Below are 15,893 nucleotides of genomic sequence, written 5' to 3' on the forward strand. Positions count from 1 at the left end.
GCGCCGGATGCTAGGCAGCAGGCGTGAAAGGGGCGTGACCGGCGCACACCGGTCACGCCGGCCGGCGCTTCAGCCCCGGCCGCCAGCCTCGAGTGCAGCCCACTTCGCCCGCACCTTCTCCAGATTCGCCGCCTTCACATGCCCGAAGCCGCGGATCTCCAGCGGCAGCCGGGCGATCTCGACCGCGGTGTCCAGCCGCTCCTTCGAGAGCCGCGCCAGCAGCGCCTCGACGCTGGCACGGTACTGCTGGATCAGCGCACGCTCGGTGCGGCGCTCCTCGGTGCGGCCGAACGGATCGAACGCCGTGCCGCGCAGGAACTTCAGCTTCGCCAGCCACGGCAGCGCCTTGTGCATCCACGGCCCGAAGGCCTGCTTGACCGGCCGGCCTTGTGCGTCGGTCTTGCCCAGGATCGGCGGCGCGAAGTGGTGCACCAGCTTCACCTCGCCGTCGAACATCTCGCCGATCTTCGCGGCGAAGGCGGCATCGGCGTGCAGCCGCGCGACCTCGTACTCGTCCTTGTAGGCCATCAGCTTGAACAGGCCCTGCGCGACCGTCTCGGTCAGCCGGGTGCTGGAGAGCGGCGCCTCGGCCTCGCGCACCCGGGCGACGAAGGCGCGGTACTGCTCGGCATAGGCGGCGTTCTGGTAGGCCGAGAGGAACTCGGTGCGGCGTGCGATCGTCTCGTCGAGCGAGGGGCGGCGCACGATCTGGATCACCTTCTGCGCCGCGAACAGGCTGCGCACGCCCGACGGATCGTGTGCGCAGCGCCGGCCCCATTCGAAGGCGGCCTGGTTGGCGGCGACCTGCACGCCGTTGAGTTCCATCGCGCGCAGGATCGCGGCGCGGCCCAGCGGGATGCGGCCGTGCTGCCAGGCGTAGCCGAGCAGCAGCGGGTTGGCGTAGATCGAGTCGCCGAGCAGCTCGGTGGCGGCCTGCTCGGCATCGAAGGCGCCCAGGCCTTGCGCGCCGACCGCCCGCTCCAGCGCGCTGTCGCAGCCGGCCTCCGGGAACTGCCAGTCGGGGTTGCGCACCAGGCTGGCGGTCGGTGCGCCGTGGCGGTTCAGCGCCACCCAGGTGCGCCCGGGCTGCATCGTCGCCAGCGTCGGGCGCTGCGCCGCCACCAGCGGATCGCAGGCGATGACCAGATCGGCCTGCGCGGTGTCGACCTTGGTGGTGAAGATCGCCTCGGGCCGGTTGGCGATCTGGATGTGGCTCCAGGTCGCGCCGCCTTTCTGCGCCAGACCGGCGGCGTCCTGCGTCACCACGCCCTTGCCCTCCAGGTGCGCGGCCATGCCCAGGATCTGGCCGATGGTGATGACGCCGGTGCCGCCGACGCCGGCCACGACGATGCCCCAGGCGCTTTCGGCCACCGGCAGCACCGGCTCGGGCAGCGGCGGCAGCGCGGCCAGGTCGCCCTTCTTCTGGCGCTGCGGCTTCCTGAGCTGCCCGCCCTCGACGGTGACGAAGCTCGGGCAGAAGCCCTTCACGCAGGAAAAGTCCTTGTTGCACGAGTTCTGGTTGATGCGCCGCTTGCGGCCGAACTCGGTCTCGACCGGCTCGACGCTCAGGCAGTTGCTCTGCACCGAGCAGTCGCCGCAGCCCTCGCAGACCGCCTCGTTGATGACGACGCGCTTGGCGGGATCGGCCATCAGGCCGCGCTTGCGGCGCCGGCGCTTCTCGGTCGCGCAGGTCTGGTCGTAGATGATCGCTGTCGTGCCTTTCAGCGCGCGGAACTGGCGCTGGATCGCGTCGAGCTCGTCGCGGTGGTGGACCGTCACGCCGGGCGAGAGCGCCACGCCGGCGTATTTGGCCGGATCGTCCGTGACGATGACCAGCTTCGCGACGCCTTCGGCCACCAGCGTCTGCATGATCTGCGGCACCGAGTGGCCTTCCGGGCGCTCGCCGACGCGCTGGCCGCCGGTCATCGCGACCGCGTCGTTGTAGAGGATCTTGTAGGTGATGTTGACGCCCGAGGCGATCGACTGGCGGATCGCCAGCAGGCCGCTGTGGAAGTAGGTGCCGTCGCCGAGGTTGGCGAAGACATGCGCGTCGGTGGTGAAGGGCGCCTGGCCGACCCAGGCCACGCCCTCGCCGCCCATCTGGCTGAAGGTGACGGTGTCGCGGTCCATCCAGGTCGCCATGTAGTGGCAGCCGATGCCCGCCAGCGCGCGCGAGCCCTCCGGCACCCGGGTGCTGGTGTTGTGCGGGCAGCCCGAGCAGAACCACGGCGTGCGCTCGCCCACCGGCGTCTTGGCCTGGGCGGCCAGCGCCTGCTCGCGTGCGTCGATGACGCGCAGCCGCTCGTCCATGCGCGCGGCCACGTCGGCCGGCACGCCCAGGCGCTTCAGGCGCCGGGCCACCGCGCGCGCGATGATCGACGGCGTCAGGTCGGCCTTGGCGCGCAGCAGCCAGTTCTGGCTCGGGTTGGGCATCGACCACTCGCCGCCGCTCTGGTCGCCGTCGGGCTCGTCGAACTTGCCCAGCACGTTCGGGCGCACGTCGGCGCGCCAGTTGTACAGCTCCTCCTTGAGCTGGTACTCGATCATCTGGCGCTTTTCCTCGACGACCAGGATCTCCTGCAGGCCCTGCGCGAACCGGCGGGTGATGCTCGCCTCCAGCGGCCAGACCACGCCGACCTTGTGCACCCGCACGCCCAGCGCGCGGCAGGTGTCGTCGTCCAGGCCAAGGTCGTGCAGCGCCTGGCGCAGGTCGTTGTAGGCCTTGCCGCTGGCGATCAGGCCGAAGCGGTCGTTCGGACCCTCGACGACATTGTGGTTGAGCCGGTTGGCGCGGATGTAGGCCAGCGCGGCGTACCACTTGTGGTCCATCAGCCGCGCCTCCTGCTCCAGCGGCGCATCCGGCCAGCGGATGTGCAGGCCGCCGGGCGGCATCTGGAAGTCCTCGGGCAGCAGGATGTCCACCCGGTCCGGATCGACGCTGACCGACGACGACGACTCCACCACCTCCTGGATCGTCTTCATGCCCGACCAGACGCCGGCGTAGCGGCTCAGCGCGATCGCGTGCAGGCCGTGGTCGAGGATCTCCTGCACCGTGCTCGGGAAGAACACCGGCATGCCGCAGGCCTTGAACACATGGTCGCTCTGGTGCGCGGCGGTGCTGCTCTTGGCGATGTGGTCGTCGCCGGCGATGGCCAGCACGCCGCCGTGGCGCGCGGTGCCGGCCATGTTGGCGTGCTTGAAGACATCGATGCAGCGGTCCACGCCCGGGCCCTTGCCGTACCAGATGCCGAAGACGCCATCGTGCTTTTTCGTCTGCGGGAACAGGTCGAGCTGCTGCGTGCCCCAGACGGCGGTGGCGGCCAGCTCCTCGTTGACGCCGGGCTGGAAGACGATCCGGTGCTCGGCCAGATGCTTCTTCGCGGCCCACAGCGACTGGTCGTAGGTGCCCAGCGGGCTGCCGCGGTAGCCGCTGATGAAGCCGGCGGTGTCCAGGCCGGCGGCGCGGTCGCGCTGCTGCTGCAGCATCGGCAGCCGCACCAGCGCCTGCACGCCGCTCATGAAGGCGCGACCGCGGTCCAGGGTGTACTTGTCGTCGAGCGTGATGTGCTCGAGGGCGCGGCGCACGGCGTCGGGCAGCGGGGCGTTCATCAGGCGGTCTCCATCTCGTGAATGGGGGCGCGCATGGAGCGGGTGTCCGGTCGGCGCCGATGCCGCCAGTCTAGGAGGGGTGCGCCGAGAGGTGTTTTCTTTCGATGGCGCCTGTTGCCTAATCCGGGCAACTTCCTTTCTCGGAAAAGCCAATGTCAGAAAGAGAAATTCAGGAAAACGCGATTTCAGGGATAACCCGCACCTCCGAGGGCATCGATCTGGACCGCTACGACATCGCGATCCTGGGCGAGCTGCAGCGCGACGGCCGGCTGTCGAACGCCGAACTGGCCACGCGCATCGGGCTGTCGGCCGCCCCCACCTGGCGGCGGGTGAAGCGGCTCGAGGAGGAGGGCTACATCACCGGCTACCGTGCGGAAATCGACAGAAGGCGAATCGGCCTGGGCGTCTTTGCATTCGTTCGCATCGACGCAGAACGAAACAACGCCGCAGCAACACAGGCCCTGGAGGATGGCATCCGCGCGCTGCCCGAGGTGGTGGCGTGCCACTACATCAGCGGCACCGGCACCTTCGAGCTGCAGGTGGTCACCACCGATCTGGATGCGTACTCGCGATGGGCCCGGGACACACTCTTCAAGCTGCCGAACGTCAAGGACATGCACACCAGCTTCTCGCTCGGCGAGGTCAAGTCGGCCGGCTCGGTCTGGCCGCTCACGCATCTGCCACTCACGCACTTGCGTGGCCGGACCTGAGGGATGGGCAGCGGGGCAGGAATCGTTCAATATTCACGCTGGTAACACAATGTTTCCATTTTTTCGTGAATTCCTTTTCCTCCCGCGCTGTCGCCTTGCTGCTGGGTCCGCCAGGCCAGCAGCGCTGGCGCATCACCCAGAGCCTGATCGGCCTGGGTGGCTATCTGGCGCTGGTGCTGCTGCTGTGGCTGGGCAGCCAGGGTGAGGCCGCGCTGCTGGATCGGGCCCGGGTGCTGCCGCCGATGCTGGCGATGGGCCTGGTCGGCCTGCTGGGCTACGGGCTGATGCGCAGCGGCCTCAACCGCCGGCTGGCGCTGCGCTGTGGCTGCGAGCCCTCGCTGACGCTGCCGCAGACGCTGCTGGGCGTGCTGCTGACCACCTGGGTCTACACGGTGACCGGCCAGGCGCGCGGGGCGGTGCTGGCGCTGCTGGCGGTGGTGGTGATGTTCTCGATGTTCGCGCTGCAGCGCCGTCAGGCGCTGGTGCTGGCCGGCGTCGCGCTGCTGATGCTGGCCACGGTGATGCGGGCGATGACGCTGGCCGACCCGTTCCGCTACCGCATCGAGGTCGAGGCGGTCCACCTGGGCGTGACCGCGCTGGTGCTGATCGGCGTGACGCTGCTGTCGCTGCGCATGGCACGGCTGCGCCAGCGCCTGCGCGATCAGCGCACCGCGCTGGCGCGCGCGCTCGAGAAGCTCAGCGAGATCGCCACCCGCGACGAGCTGACCGGCCTGCCCAACCGCCGCGCGATGGGCGAGCTGCTGCTGACCGAGACCGCGCGCCATGCGCGGCTGAAGGCGCCGCTGTCGCTGGCGCTGCTCGACATCGACCATTTCAAGCAGATCAACGACCGCCTCGGCCATGCCGCCGGCGACGAGGTGCTGCGCGGCTTTGCGCGGCGCATCGAGGCCGAACTGCGCGGCGCCGACGTGATGGCGCGCTGGGGCGGCGAGGAGTTCCTGCTGCTGCTGCCCGGCACCGCGGCCGAGCCGGCGCTGCAGGCGGTCGAGCGCCTGCGCGAGAGCCTGCGCCAGCAGCCCTTTGACCAGGTCGAGCCGGGCCTGCGCATCACCTTCTCGGCCGGGGTCGGCATCTGCCTGGGCCAGGGCGACATCGACAGCGCGATCGAGCGCGCCGACCGGGCGCTCTACCGCGCCAAGGCCGCCGGGCGCGACCGCTCCGAGCTGGCCTGAGCCGGAGCGGCTCGCCGTCAAGTCGGCGGCACGGGCGTCGATAGGCCGGCATGTCCGAGCCGTTCCCCGTCCCCTCTTCCAGCGCTGTGGTGGCAGGCGTGCCGCCGCCGGTGCATCCGGTGCTGCAGGCGCTCATGCGGCTGGTGCTCGGACCGGCCGGACGGCAGCGGGTGCGGGTGTCGCAGACCCTGCTCTCGCTCGGGGTCTTCCTGCTGTTCGCGCTGATCCTGCAGATGGCGGTGCTGCTCGGTCTGGCGGCGGCGGACCGGGCGTTCACGCTGACCGCCTTCAGCCTGTCGACCGCGGGCGGCCTCTATCTCCTGATCCGCAGCGGCTGGAACGAGGTGCTGCACCCGCCCGAGCCCTCGCTGACCCTGGTGCAGATGGTCTGCGCGATCACCGAGGTCTGCTGGGCCTACGCGGTGCTGGGCGAGGCCCGCGGCGTGGTGGTGGTGATGCTGATCGTGGTGCTGACCTTCGGCATGTTCGTGCTGCGTCCGGGCCAGGCGCGGGCGATGGCCCTGCTGGCCGGGCTGGAACTGGCGGTGGTCATGGTGCTGTGCAACCGCAGCGAGCCGCAGCGCTATCCGGCCGAAGTCGAGATCATTCATGCCGGCATCGCGGTGCTGGCGCTGGGCGCGGTGGCCATCCTGACGATCCGCTTCGGCCGGCTGCGCCGACGCCTGTCCGATCAGCGCGAGGAGCTGCGTCAGGCGCTGGCCAGAATCCATGAGATGGCCACCCGCGACGAGCTGACCGGCCTGCCCAACCGGCGCACGCTGCGCGAGCGCATCGGGCAGTTCGGTGCCGGGCAGGCGCCGCTGTCGGTCGCGCTGATCGACATCGATCACTTCAAGCGCATCAATGACGAGCATGGCCACCCGATCGGGGACCGGGCGCTGTGCCATTTCGCCCGGCTGGCCGAGGACGAGCTGCGCGGCAGCACCGACATCGTCGGCCGCTGGGGCGGCGAGGAGTTCCTGCTGCTGCTGCCGGAAACCCGTCCGGAGCAGGCGCATGCCTGCGTCGACCGGCTGCGCCGACGGCTGATGCGCCATCCGCTGCCGGGCGTCTCGCCGGTGCTGGTGATGAGTTTCTCGGCCGGCATCGGCGAGTGCCGGGGCGCCGAGGATCTCGATGCGGTCATCGAGCGCGCCGATCAGGCGATGTACCGCGCCAAGCAGGCCGGCCGCGGCCGCACCGAGCTGGGCTGACGCGCGCCCGGCGCCTCATGTGCTCATTTCGGCCACAGCGCCCACAGGCGCAGCGGCTGCTTGGTGCGGCCGGCGCGGTCCTCGGCGCCATCACCCCAGCCCCAGAAGTAGTCGGCCCGCACCGCGCCGATGATGGCGCTGCCGGTGTCCTGCGCCACCACCAGGCGCTGCAGCGGGCGCGGCGCCGGCGGCGTGGCGCTCCAGGGCTGCGGTTCGGTGCTGGCCAGCCAGACCGGGGTGCCGTAGGGAATGCTGTCCTTGTCGACCGCGATCGAGCGGCCCGGCGTCAGCGGCACGCCCTGCGCGCCGACCGCGCCGACCGACGGATCGGGCAGCGGCTCCTCGCGGAAGAAGACATAGCGGGTGTTGACCGCCAGCATCTCCTTGACGCGCTGCGGGTTCTGGCGCGCCCACTGGCGGATCGCCGGCCAGCTGGCCTGCTCCAGCGTGAAGGCGCCCTGTTCGACCAGCCAGCGGCCGACCGACTGGTAGGGCTGGTCGTTGTGACCGGCGAAGGCCAGGCGGGTGATGCTGCGCTGTCCGTCCGGCGCGGTGAAGGCCAGCCGGCCCGAGCCCTGGATCTGCACCAGCAGCAGATCCATCGGATCGGCCAGCCAGGCGATCTCGCGCCCCTTGAGCGCGGCCTGCGCCGCCGGCAGGCTGTCGATCTCGCCGCGGGTGTACCAGGGCTTGCGGCTGGCCAGATCGGCCGGCATCGCATGGATCGGCACGGTGTGGCGGGCGGTGCGGGTGCGGCTGGCCTCGAGCAGCGGCTCGAAGTAGCCGGTCAGCAGGCCGTCGGTCCGGCCCTCGGCGCTCTCGATGCGCCAGGGCTGCAGGCGCTGCTGCAGCAGCTGGCGCACCTGCGCCTCGGTGGGCGTCGGGCCGATGCGGCGCACCTCGCGGCAGGTGGCATTCCAGGCCGAGGCGACCGCAAACGGGCTCAGGCCGACGGTGCCGGTGGCCACCGCGGCGGCGGCCAGGCCGCGGCCGCTGGTGTTGCCGCCGTTGGCGGCGGTCAGCGCCTTGTCGCAGCTCTTCGTCAGCGCCGGCCAGGCCAGGGTCAGCGTGTCCTGATCCCAGCCGGGCAGGTCGCGCCATTCGGCCTTCACCCAGCGCCCGCGCGGGGTGGTGCGCACCTCGGCATCGCTGGCCAGCGGCGGCGGCGTCTGCACCGAGGGCGGAATCTCCAGCGGCGGCGGCGCGCTGTCGGTCGGGCGCGGCGGGGTGCCGCAGCCGGCCAGCGTGCCTAGAATCAGCGCGGCGGCCAGGGACAGCCCGCTGCGGGGCCGGAGGGTCGCGCGGCACAGGCCGACGGAACGGGATCGGAAGGACGAGGACGACATGACGCTGCTGATTCTCGAAGCACTGGGGGCCGGGCTGCTGCTGGTCGGCATCGTCTGGTGGACGATGTTCTCGGGTCGCCGCGACGGCGAGCGTCGCCGCGACAAGCCGCCGTCGCAGGACTGAGCCTCGAGCCCGCCCGGCAGCGCGCCGCGACTGTAGCGCGATCGCCCGGTCCGGGGCGGCCGGAAATGCGCCGGGCTCAGTGGTCTGACACGCGCCCGGCCGCGGCCTGCTCGACCTGCGCGGTCGGCCACAGGAAGCTGGCCGGCGCCTGGCGCAGCCGCCGGCGCAGCGCCGCATGAATGCGGCTGCGCTCGCGCACCTTCAGCCCGCGCGAGCGCAGCGCCAACCGGAAGGCCAGCAGGAAGCTCACCAGCACATTGAGCATGCCGGTCAGCGGGATCGCGGCCACGCACCACCAGAAGCCCGGCTCCTGCAGCACCTGCACGCCCAGCGTGCCCAGCGCCGCGGCGATCTGTCCGGCCGACAGCGTCACATGGCGCACCTCGATCGGCAGGCCGAAGAAGGCCGCCAGCACCGGCACGATGCCCAGCATCAGCCCGAGCGAGACATTCGCGGCGATGCCGGAAATGTTCGCGCGCCACCAGCGCGACCAGCGCTGCGCCCGCTCGGGCCCCAGCCAGCGCACGAAGCCGGGGTTCCAGGCGATCGCGCTGTCGATGCGGTGGAAGACGAAGGCGTTTTCCACCCAGCCGGCGATCAGGCTGGAGGCGAACAGCAGCACGCCGGTGAAGGCGGCGAAGCCCAGCGTCGGCCCCAGCAGCGTCAGGTTGTGCAGCGCGTAGTGCGCCGTCCTGTCGGCGATCAGCGGCGCATCCTGCACCAGCCAGGCCATCGCCTGCAGCAGCACCACCACCGGCATGACCGTCATCAGGTTGCCGATGATGCCGGCGATCTGGCTGCGCAGCAGGTGCGCGACCTCGTCGACGAAGTCCTCGATCGCCGCGTCGCTGTCGCCGACATGCTCGAGCCGCGCGGCCATCGCCGGCGCGGTCATCGCCGGCTGCTTGGTCGCCACCGTCCAGTGCAGCAGCTGCACCATCACGAAGCTGACCGCGTAGTTCATGCCGGCCCAGAAGCCGCCCCAGAAGGCCGACAGCCCGAGCGCGCCGATGGCGAACTTCATCAGCGTGGTGCCGGCGATCACCAGGCCGCCGCCGCAGGCGCGCAGCAGCATGTCCAGCCATTCGGCGCGGTTGCGGGTGATGTAGTGCTCGCCGGTGGCGGCGCTGCGCTCGGCCACCTTGCGCGCCAGCATCGAGTAGTGGTGAGAGAACAGCCGGCCCAGGCTGCGCCGGCCCTGCACGCCGCGGGCGAGCTGCGCCAGCAGCCACTGCCAGTCGCGCGCCGGCGCCGGCGAGGCCAGGCAGCCCAGCAGCGCCTCGATGCGGTCGATGCGCTCGTGGACCTGCTCGACCTGGAAGACGATGTCGACCGAGACGCCGTGCTCCTCGAGATGCTCGCGCACGCTGTCGATCGCGCGCCGGCAGGTCGACAGCAGCGCGCGCAGGTAGCGGATCTGCTGCAGCTGCGCGCCGCCGTCGCCGGCCGCCTCGGCCTCGGCGAGCTGCGCGGCGCTCTGCGCCAGCTGGAAGAAGGGGCGGTCGGCCAGCAGCGCCGGATCCAGCCGCGGCCGGATCGCCGCCGACAGCGCCACCGCGCGGATCTGGCTGGCGAGCATCTGCACCGAATCGATGAGCGCGCCGCGCCAGTGCCGTGTCTGCGGCTCGTCGAGCAGCAGCGCGCCCAGGCGCTTCAGCGTGGCCTCGTCGATCGCCTCGAGCCAGGCGGCGTCGCCGGCGTCATGCAGCACCATCTGGAAGAGCTGGCCGAGATCGCCGGTGTCGGGCGTGGCCGGCAGCAGCCGGGTGCGCAGCCGCTCCACGAGTTCGCTGCTGAAGCCCGAGCGCGGCGAGAAGCCGAAGTCGGCCAGCAGCGTGGTGGCGTCCAGCGTGCCGAAGATCGACTGCAGCAGCGTGCGCACCCGGCGCGCATGCTCGGGATGCGCCTCGAGCACATCGAGCATCAGCCGGAGCCGGCGCAGCGGCGCCGGGTCGGAGGTGCTGTCGGCGGGCGTGTCCTGGCGGCCGAGCGGCCGGCGCAGCCATTCGGCCAGACGGATCAGCCACAGATGCCGCTCCGGCCGGGGCGCCCGGGCGTCGGCCGCCTCCAGCAGGGTGCCGAGATCCCCGTCGGTCGACGGGCTCGGGCTGCGCCAGTCGCGCAGGGTCTGCAGCAGCCCCTTCAATGCAGCGCGTGAGCCTGCGACAGCTCGAATTCGGGAATCTCGGCCTCGAAGGGGCGGGCTTCGTCGGTCATGCAGAAATAGGTGCCGCGCATGCGCCCGCGCGGCGTGGCCAGCCGGGTCCAGCTGGTGTACTCGAAGCGCTCGCCGGGCTGCAGCATCGGCTGGTGGCCGACGACGCCCAGGCCGCGGACCTGCTCGACATGGCCCGCGCCATCGACGATGACCCAGTGCCGGCCGATCAGCTGGCCGGCGACATCGCCGGTGTTGACCACCGAGACGGTGTACGAGAACGCATAGACGCCCTGGGCGGCATCGGACTGCTCGGCCAGATACGCGGGCGTGACGGTGCAGGTGAACTGGGGCTTGGGCATGCGGGGCATCATAGACGCCATGGGAATATCCCCATGTTTCATGATTTCCTGGCCCAACCCGACCATCGACCGTGAAAGGAATCGCGATGTCCACCGAACTGACCCTGAAGATTGCCGGCATGAGCTGCGGCGGCTGCGTGCGCAGCGTGAGCGGCGTGCTGTCGGCGCTGCCCGGCGTCGAGCGCGCCGAGGTCTCGCTGGAGCGCGGCGAGGCGAACGTGCGCTTCGACGCCGCGCAGGTCACGCCGCAGCAGCTGCTGGCCGCGATCGACGACGCCGGCTTCGAGGCGGCCCTGCCGGCCTGAGGCTGTCGCCGAACGCTGCGGCGTCGCGCGGGGAGTTGCCGGGCATGATAGAAAACCGCATGCCCAGCCCCACCCAGAATCCGCATTTCGAGATCAACGGCTATCGCGCGCGCGCCCAGATCGGCTGCGCGCCCGACGAGCATGGCGTCACCCAGGAGACGATCGTCGACCTGCGGGTGAACCTGTTCTTCGATCCGGCCCTGTATCTCGACCGCTACGAGATGCCCTACGACTACCTGCAGGCGCTCGACGCGATCACCGCCACGGTCGCCGAGGGCCATCACATCCTGCAGGAGTCGATGGCGCTGAAGATCGCGCGCCGGGTGCTCGAGAGCGAGCATGTCGAGAGCGTCGACGTGCGCATCCGCAAGACCGAGCGCTACGAGGGTGTCGAGAGCATCGGCTTCTTCACCCATGTCGACCGCGACCTGCTGATGAAGGTCGATGCGGTGGCGCGGGGCCGGGCCCAGGCCGGCGCATGAGCGCGCCGCAGCGGCTGGCGCTGGTCACCGGCGGCCATGCGCGAGTCGGCGAGGTGATCTCGCGCACGCTGGCTGCGCGTGGCTGGACGGTGCTGGTGCATGCGCGCCAGGGCGCCGCACGCGCCGAGGCGCTGGCGCGCGAGCTGCACGGCGCGGCCTCGCCCGGCATCTGGGTGGCCGATCTGGCCGAGCCGGAGGCGGCGCTGGCCTCCTTCGAGGCGCTGCTGGCGCGGCTGCGCGAGACGGTGGGCGAGGGCGCCGAGATCGCGCTGGTCCACAACGCCAGCGCCTTCGAGAACGACGACCGCAGCAGCGTGACCGGCGCGCGCTGGCAGATGCACCATGCGGTCCACTACGAGACGCCGGTGCGGATGATGCTGGCGCTGGCGCAGGCCTTTCCGCGCGGCCAGGCGGTGCTGCTGCTGGACCAGAACGTCGAGAACCTGCACGAGCAGTTCCTGAGCTACTGCCTGTCCAAGGGCGCGATGCATGCGGCGATGAAGCGCCTGGCGCTGGCGCTGGCGCCGTTCCGGGTCAATGCGGTCGCGCCGGGGCCGACGCTGCCGCTGCCCGAGGCCGACCGGGCCGCCTTCGAGGCCGCCGCGCAGGCCACGCCGCTGCAGGGCGCGGTCGATCCGGCCGATGTGGCCGACGCGGTGGCCTGGCTGCTGGACGCCCGCCGGGTGACCGCGCAGACGATCTTCGTCGATGCCGGCCAGCATCTGCGCCAGTGGAAGGAGCCGGCGGCCTGAGGGCATGAAGGCCTGCCGTCGATTTCCCTGAAACCGCGCTGTTACTCGGCCCCTAGAATTCCGGGCCATGAGCTCCACCCTCCCCACCTACCGCATCGCCCCGTCGATCCTGTCTGCCGACTTCGCCCGCCTGGGCGAGGAAGTCAAGAACGTGCTGGCCGCCGGCGCCGACTGGATCCACTTCGACGTGATGGACAACCATTACGTGCCCAACCTGACCTTCGGCCCGATGGTCTGCCAGGCGCTGAAGAAGCACGCCGTGAAACCGGACGGAACCCCGGCGCCGATCGACGTGCATCTGATGGTGCAGCCGGTCGACGCGCTGGCCCAGGCCTTCTGCAAGGCCGGTGCCGACATCGTCACCTTCCACCCGGATGCCTCGACGCATGTCGACCGCACGCTGCAGCTGATCAAGGCCGAGGGCTGCCAGGCCGGTCTGGTCTTCAATCCGCACATGCCGGTCGATGTGCTGGAGTGGGTGATCGACAAGGTCGACGTGGTGCTGCTGATGAGCGTCAACCCCGGCTTCGGCGGCCAGAGCTTCATCGACAGCACGCTGAAGAAGGCCGAGAAGGTGCGCCGCATCATCGACGCCTCGGGCCGCGACATCCGCCTGGAGATCGACGGCGGCGTCAAGACCGACAACATCCGCCGCATCGCCGACGCCGGCGCCGACACCTTCGTGGCCGGCAGCGCGATCTTCAACGCGCCCGACTACAAGGCGGTCATCGACGCGATGCGCGCCGAGCTGGCGCGCTGAGCCGCCCCCTGCCGTTCAGAGCCGGCCCGGACGACGGCGCCGGCTGATGAAGGCCAGCGCGAGCAGGCCGCCCGCTGCCAGCGCGATCTGCTCGAGCAGCGAGGCATCGACCCGGTCGGTCTGCTCGAACAGCGGGCCGATGACCGGCAGGTCGATCGCGCCGTTCATCGCGGCGGCGGTGCTGGCCACCAGCGTCGAGCCGATCAGCAGACCCGCCAGCCGCCACGGATGGCGCTGGCGTGCGGGCGGTGCAGCGCCCGGCTTGTGCGTGGTCTTGTCCATATGGGGAACCTCTCTGTGTTGTGTCGATGCCGTGCGGTGACGATCCGGCTTGGTGTCCACTGTAGAAACCCCAGGCCCGCGAGGCGATCCCTCATCTGAATGCCGAAGGCTCGCCCGCCGAGCCTGGCGTTCACAGTTGGCGTTGCTGTTGCGCGGTGCTTATCGGCAGATGCCGGCGAAAGTCCCAGTCCATGCAGCCCACCTCCTTCTGGCAGACACAATGGAACGCTTCAGTTCCGATTCGGGCCCATGCGGGGGTGTCGATGCAGGAAGGCGATGGCCGCCCGCCGGTGCTGGCGCCGCTGCGCGTGCTGGACCTGTCGCGGCTGCTGCCCGGGCCGATGGCCTGCCGGCATCTGGCCGATCTGGGTGCGCAGGTGCTCAAGGTCGAGCCGCCGCTGCCCGGGCGCCCCGGCTTGCCGGGCGATGACGCGGCCTACATGGGGCCGGGCGAGGACGGCGTCTCGCACTTCTACCGCGTCGTCAACCACGGCAAGCGCCGGCTGGTGCTCGACCTGAAGCAGCCCGAGCAGCTCGATCACCTGCGCGCGCTGGTGCGCGAGGCGCATGCGGTCGTCGAAGGCTTCCGGCCCGGCGTGATGGAGCGGCTCGGCCTGGGCTACGAGGCGCTGCGGGCGATCAATCCGGCCATCGTGCTGACCAGCATCAGCGGCTACGGGCAGCAGGGGCCGCTGCGGCTGGCGGCCGGGCACGACCTGAACTACCTGTCGCTGGCCGGCGTGGTCGACCAGACGCGCACGCCCGATGACGGCCGCCCGGTCTTCAGCCACCTGCAGATCGCCGACCAGCTCGGCGGCGCGCAGACCGCGGCGATCGGCACGCTGGCCGCCGTGCTGGGCGCGCAGTGGACGGGGCAGGGGCGCTGGGTCGATGTGTCGATGACCGACGCGGTGCGCCAGCACCAGGTGATCCTCGGCACCGACGCGCTGGCCGACGGCCGTTCGCCGCAGGCCGGCGCCTCGCTGCTCAACGGCGGCGTGCCCTGCTACAACCTCTACCGCTGCGCCGACGGCGGCTGGCTGGCGGTGGGCGCGCTGGAGCTGAAGTTCTGGCAGGGCGTGTGCGCGGTGCTCGGGCGCGACGACTGGGCGGCGCGGCACTGGAGCCTGGGCGAAGAAGCGCCGGGCAGCGAGGGCGCGCGGGCGCTGATCGACGAGCTGGCGGCGCTGATCGCCCGCCAGCCGCTGGCGGTGTGGGTCGAGCGGTTCGCGGCCACGGACTGCTGCGTCACGCCGGTGCTCGGCGCGCACGAGGCGCTGTTCGGGCGGGCGCCGGTGACGCTGACCGAGGGCATGCAGCGCTTGACGGCACCGGCGCTGACGCTGCGCTGAGGCGGGCCGGGGCGTTGCTCGGCGTCATGCCACTTGAGTCACTGGGTCGCATATTAATTATTTTTTGCTGCCGCAGCACGCTGGGCTTGTGCGGCAGAAGTCTACTCAGGTCGACGCTTCATGCAATCTTGAGTGACACCTGCCTTTTGGCATTCATCAAATCTTTTCGCCACAGCAAAAACATAGCTTGCGCAGGCGCGGCGGAAAGTACCATCAGGCTTAAAGGATGATGTGCGCTCACCTGTCCATGAAATGTCTTTTAGCTCGCCACTCGGTATAATCATGCCATGATAAACAATCTCATAATTTTTGTATTTACCATCCTCGGCGGGCATGCCAACTGGCATTTCCACACATACAGCCACAGGCTCTTGCATGGCCTGCGCTACGGGAATGACAAAACTATACATCGGCACATCAGGCGCACTGTTAGGAGAAACAGCTAACTGAGCAATAGAGGCTTGCTTGAAACGGCCTTGATGTATCTCAGGTAATTTTTCCGGATTAGGATTAATTAACTCATCTAGCGCTAGCGATGCTGCTGCAGTAGTGGGGTCACTCCCCGTTAATAAAAATTCATTGATTTGGCGCTTTGTCTTGCCTTGCGCCTGTAAACGGTTTTCTACGACCTCTACCATTTTCATCCGCAGCTGAGTAGCATAACGAATTCCAGGGAGAGCCAGCAACGGATGTTGAGAGAGGTCAACAGGCGCCGTTGCGCCTTGGGTGGTTTGCGCTTGCGCAGCGAGATGAGGCATCAACGCCATAGCAGCAGAAGTGGTGAGTGCCCAAGCTTTACGAAGTAGTGGCATGATTTTCCCTTGATTCGGTGATAAATCCATCATGGCAATATCCAGGCTTGCTGGATGCTGAAATACAAGGCGGTTGAGTTCATCCGTGGCGCGAGCGATTGAATCCGTGAGCCCAGTTCCGGTGCCGACGAGCGTGGCCGGTGCGCGGCGTGGTGCGGGCCTGCGGATGGATCTGGTTCATGCGGTCGCTTCCGGCTGCGCACAGGGGCATGATTACATGGTATCTGACCGCGTCGAGGTCGGGCGGGATTGTTACCAGTCAACCGGTTACCTGGCGAATGCAATCGCCTTGCGCCGTTGGCGTACTCAAGCTGAAGCCGTCTGGCACGGCCCCGAATCCGCCCCTTTCCCACGCCATCCTTCACGCGCAGCGCGGCAGTTCGTTGCGTAGACTGCCCGGCACTTCAGCAACCCTGGGTGCCGGGAGTCCGATTG

General features: G+C 69.8%; 15 protein-coding genes. 9 read left to right on the top strand and 6 right to left on the bottom strand.

Annotation, left to right across the window (positions count from 1 at the left end; translation table 11 throughout):
• Nucleotides 1-69: 69 nt before the first annotated feature.
• Nucleotides 70-3,609 (bottom strand): indolepyruvate ferredoxin oxidoreductase family protein, encoded by a 3,540-nt coding sequence (locus tag HZU84_RS09740; RefSeq protein WP_149502142.1) that lies wholly within the window; start codon nucleotides 3,607-3,609, stop codon nucleotides 70-72.
• Nucleotides 3,610-3,761: 152 nt separating this feature from the next.
• On the opposite strand from HZU84_RS09740, the gene HZU84_RS09745 reads away from it, so the two are divergent.
• The 3 genes from HZU84_RS09745 to HZU84_RS09755 all read left to right on the top strand — a co-directional run bounded on the left by HZU84_RS09745 (nucleotide 3,762) and on the right by HZU84_RS09755 (nucleotide 6,726).
• Entirely contained in the window at nucleotides 3,762-4,319 is a 558-nt protein-coding gene (locus HZU84_RS09745; RefSeq protein WP_149502144.1) for an Lrp/AsnC family transcriptional regulator, read from the top strand.
• Nucleotides 4,320-4,414: 95 nt separating this feature from the next.
• Nucleotides 4,415-5,512 carry a GGDEF domain-containing protein gene (locus tag HZU84_RS09750; RefSeq protein WP_149502146.1) on the top strand — a complete coding sequence of 366 codons (1,098 nt, stop codon included), beginning with the start codon at nucleotides 4,415-4,417 and terminating at the stop codon, nucleotides 5,510-5,512.
• Between the two features lie 50 nt (nucleotides 5,513-5,562).
• The gene (locus HZU84_RS09755) at nucleotides 5,563-6,726 is read left to right on the top strand and encodes a GGDEF domain-containing protein (protein WP_149502148.1); all 1,164 of its coding nucleotides are present in this window, start codon (nucleotides 5,563-5,565) and stop codon (nucleotides 6,724-6,726) included.
• Nucleotides 6,727-6,749: 23 nt separating this feature from the next.
• Here the strand turns inward: HZU84_RS09755 and mltA are convergent, their stop codons facing one another.
• A complete protein-coding gene (mltA, locus tag HZU84_RS09760) occupies nucleotides 6,750-8,072 on the bottom strand; it encodes a murein transglycosylase A (protein ID WP_244954382.1) in 1,323 nt (440 codons plus the stop codon).
• Here mltA and HZU84_RS20525 point away from each other — a divergent pair.
• On the top strand, nucleotides 8,071-8,196 hold the full coding sequence (locus tag HZU84_RS20525; protein ID WP_256365863.1) for a hypothetical protein: 126 nt from the start codon (nucleotides 8,071-8,073) through the stop codon (nucleotides 8,194-8,196). The two genes, mltA and HZU84_RS20525, sit on opposite strands and share 2 nt — an antisense overlap.
• Before the next feature lie 76 nt (nucleotides 8,197-8,272).
• Here the strand turns inward: HZU84_RS20525 and HZU84_RS09765 are convergent, their stop codons facing one another.
• Nucleotides 8,273-10,342, bottom strand: a complete 2,070-nt coding sequence (locus tag HZU84_RS09765; protein ID WP_244954383.1) for a site-specific recombinase — start codon at nucleotides 10,340-10,342, stop codon at nucleotides 8,273-8,275.
• Nucleotides 10,339-10,713 carry a Co2+/Mg2+ efflux protein ApaG gene (apaG, locus tag HZU84_RS09770; protein ID WP_149502153.1) on the bottom strand — a complete coding sequence of 125 codons (375 nt, stop codon included), beginning with the start codon at nucleotides 10,711-10,713 and terminating at the stop codon, nucleotides 10,339-10,341. Before apaG ends, HZU84_RS09765 begins: the two co-directional genes overlap by 4 nt.
• An 86-nt stretch (nucleotides 10,714-10,799) precedes the next feature.
• Here apaG and HZU84_RS09775 point away from each other — a divergent pair, with 86 nt between their 5' ends.
• The 4 genes from HZU84_RS09775 to rpe all read left to right on the top strand — a co-directional run bounded on the left by HZU84_RS09775 (nucleotide 10,800) and on the right by rpe (nucleotide 13,012).
• Nucleotides 10,800-11,018 (top strand): heavy-metal-associated domain-containing protein, encoded by a 219-nt coding sequence (locus tag HZU84_RS09775; protein ID WP_149502154.1) that lies wholly within the window; start codon nucleotides 10,800-10,802, stop codon nucleotides 11,016-11,018.
• A 59-nt stretch (nucleotides 11,019-11,077) separates the two neighbouring features.
• Nucleotides 11,078-11,500 (top strand): dihydroneopterin aldolase, encoded by a 423-nt coding sequence (locus HZU84_RS09780; protein ID WP_180692871.1) that lies wholly within the window; start codon nucleotides 11,078-11,080, stop codon nucleotides 11,498-11,500.
• The gene (locus HZU84_RS09785; protein ID WP_149502158.1) at nucleotides 11,497-12,252 is read left to right on the top strand and encodes an SDR family oxidoreductase; all 756 of its coding nucleotides are present in this window, start codon (nucleotides 11,497-11,499) and stop codon (nucleotides 12,250-12,252) included. Before HZU84_RS09780 ends, HZU84_RS09785 begins: the two co-directional genes overlap by 4 nt.
• Before the next feature lie 67 nt (nucleotides 12,253-12,319).
• Complete coding sequence (rpe, locus tag HZU84_RS09790) at nucleotides 12,320-13,012, top strand: ribulose-phosphate 3-epimerase (RefSeq protein ID WP_149502160.1); 693 nt, start codon at nucleotides 12,320-12,322, stop codon at nucleotides 13,010-13,012.
• A 15-nt stretch (nucleotides 13,013-13,027) separates the two neighbouring features.
• Here the strand turns inward: rpe and HZU84_RS09795 are convergent, their stop codons facing one another.
• Nucleotides 13,028-13,294, bottom strand: coding sequence for a hypothetical protein (locus tag HZU84_RS09795; protein ID WP_149502162.1), 267 nt, complete (start codon nucleotides 13,292-13,294; stop codon nucleotides 13,028-13,030).
• Nucleotides 13,295-13,557: 263 nt separating this feature from the next.
• Here HZU84_RS09795 and HZU84_RS09800 point away from each other — a divergent pair, with 263 nt between their 5' ends.
• Complete coding sequence (locus tag HZU84_RS09800) at nucleotides 13,558-14,646, top strand: CaiB/BaiF CoA transferase family protein (RefSeq protein WP_180692872.1); 1,089 nt, start codon at nucleotides 13,558-13,560, stop codon at nucleotides 14,644-14,646.
• 101 nt (nucleotides 14,647-14,747) lie between these two features.
• Here the strand turns inward: HZU84_RS09800 and HZU84_RS09805 are convergent, their stop codons facing one another.
• Nucleotides 14,748-15,488 (bottom strand): hypothetical protein, encoded by a 741-nt coding sequence (locus tag HZU84_RS09805; RefSeq protein WP_180692873.1) that lies wholly within the window; start codon nucleotides 15,486-15,488, stop codon nucleotides 14,748-14,750.
• Nucleotides 15,489-15,893: the final 405 nt, after the last annotated feature.

This window comes from Sphaerotilus sulfidivorans (assembly GCF_013426975.1).
Classification (GTDB): domain Bacteria; phylum Pseudomonadota; class Gammaproteobacteria; order Burkholderiales; family Burkholderiaceae_C; genus Sphaerotilus; species Sphaerotilus sulfidivorans.

Coding starts and splice junctions, on each gene's coding strand:
- HZU84_RS09740 (WP_149502142.1), bottom strand. CDS start 3,609: ATGAACGCCCCGCTGCCCGACGCCGTGCGCCGCGCCCTCGAGCACATC.
- HZU84_RS09745 (WP_149502144.1), top strand. CDS start 3,762: ATGTCAGAAAGAGAAATTCAGGAAAACGCGATTTCAGGGATAACCCGC.
- HZU84_RS09755 (WP_149502148.1), top strand. CDS start 5,563: ATGTCCGAGCCGTTCCCCGTCCCCTCTTCCAGCGCTGTGGTGGCAGGC.
- HZU84_RS20525 (WP_256365863.1), top strand. CDS start 8,071: ATGACGCTGCTGATTCTCGAAGCACTGGGGGCCGGGCTGCTGCTGGTC.
- mltA (WP_244954382.1), bottom strand. CDS start 8,072: ATGTCGTCCTCGTCCTTCCGATCCCGTTCCGTCGGCCTGTGCCGCGCG.
- apaG (WP_149502153.1), bottom strand. CDS start 10,713: ATGCCCAAGCCCCAGTTCACCTGCACCGTCACGCCCGCGTATCTGGCC.
- HZU84_RS09775 (WP_149502154.1), top strand. CDS start 10,800: ATGTCCACCGAACTGACCCTGAAGATTGCCGGCATGAGCTGCGGCGGC.
- HZU84_RS09780 (WP_180692871.1), top strand. CDS start 11,078: ATGCCCAGCCCCACCCAGAATCCGCATTTCGAGATCAACGGCTATCGC.
- HZU84_RS09785 (WP_149502158.1), top strand. CDS start 11,497: ATGAGCGCGCCGCAGCGGCTGGCGCTGGTCACCGGCGGCCATGCGCGA.
- rpe (WP_149502160.1), top strand. CDS start 12,320: ATGAGCTCCACCCTCCCCACCTACCGCATCGCCCCGTCGATCCTGTCT.
- HZU84_RS09795 (WP_149502162.1), bottom strand. CDS start 13,294: ATGGACAAGACCACGCACAAGCCGGGCGCTGCACCGCCCGCACGCCAG.
- HZU84_RS09800 (WP_180692872.1), top strand. CDS start 13,558: ATGCAGGAAGGCGATGGCCGCCCGCCGGTGCTGGCGCCGCTGCGCGTG.
- HZU84_RS09805 (WP_180692873.1), bottom strand. CDS start 15,488: ATGGATTTATCACCGAATCAAGGGAAAATCATGCCACTACTTCGTAAA.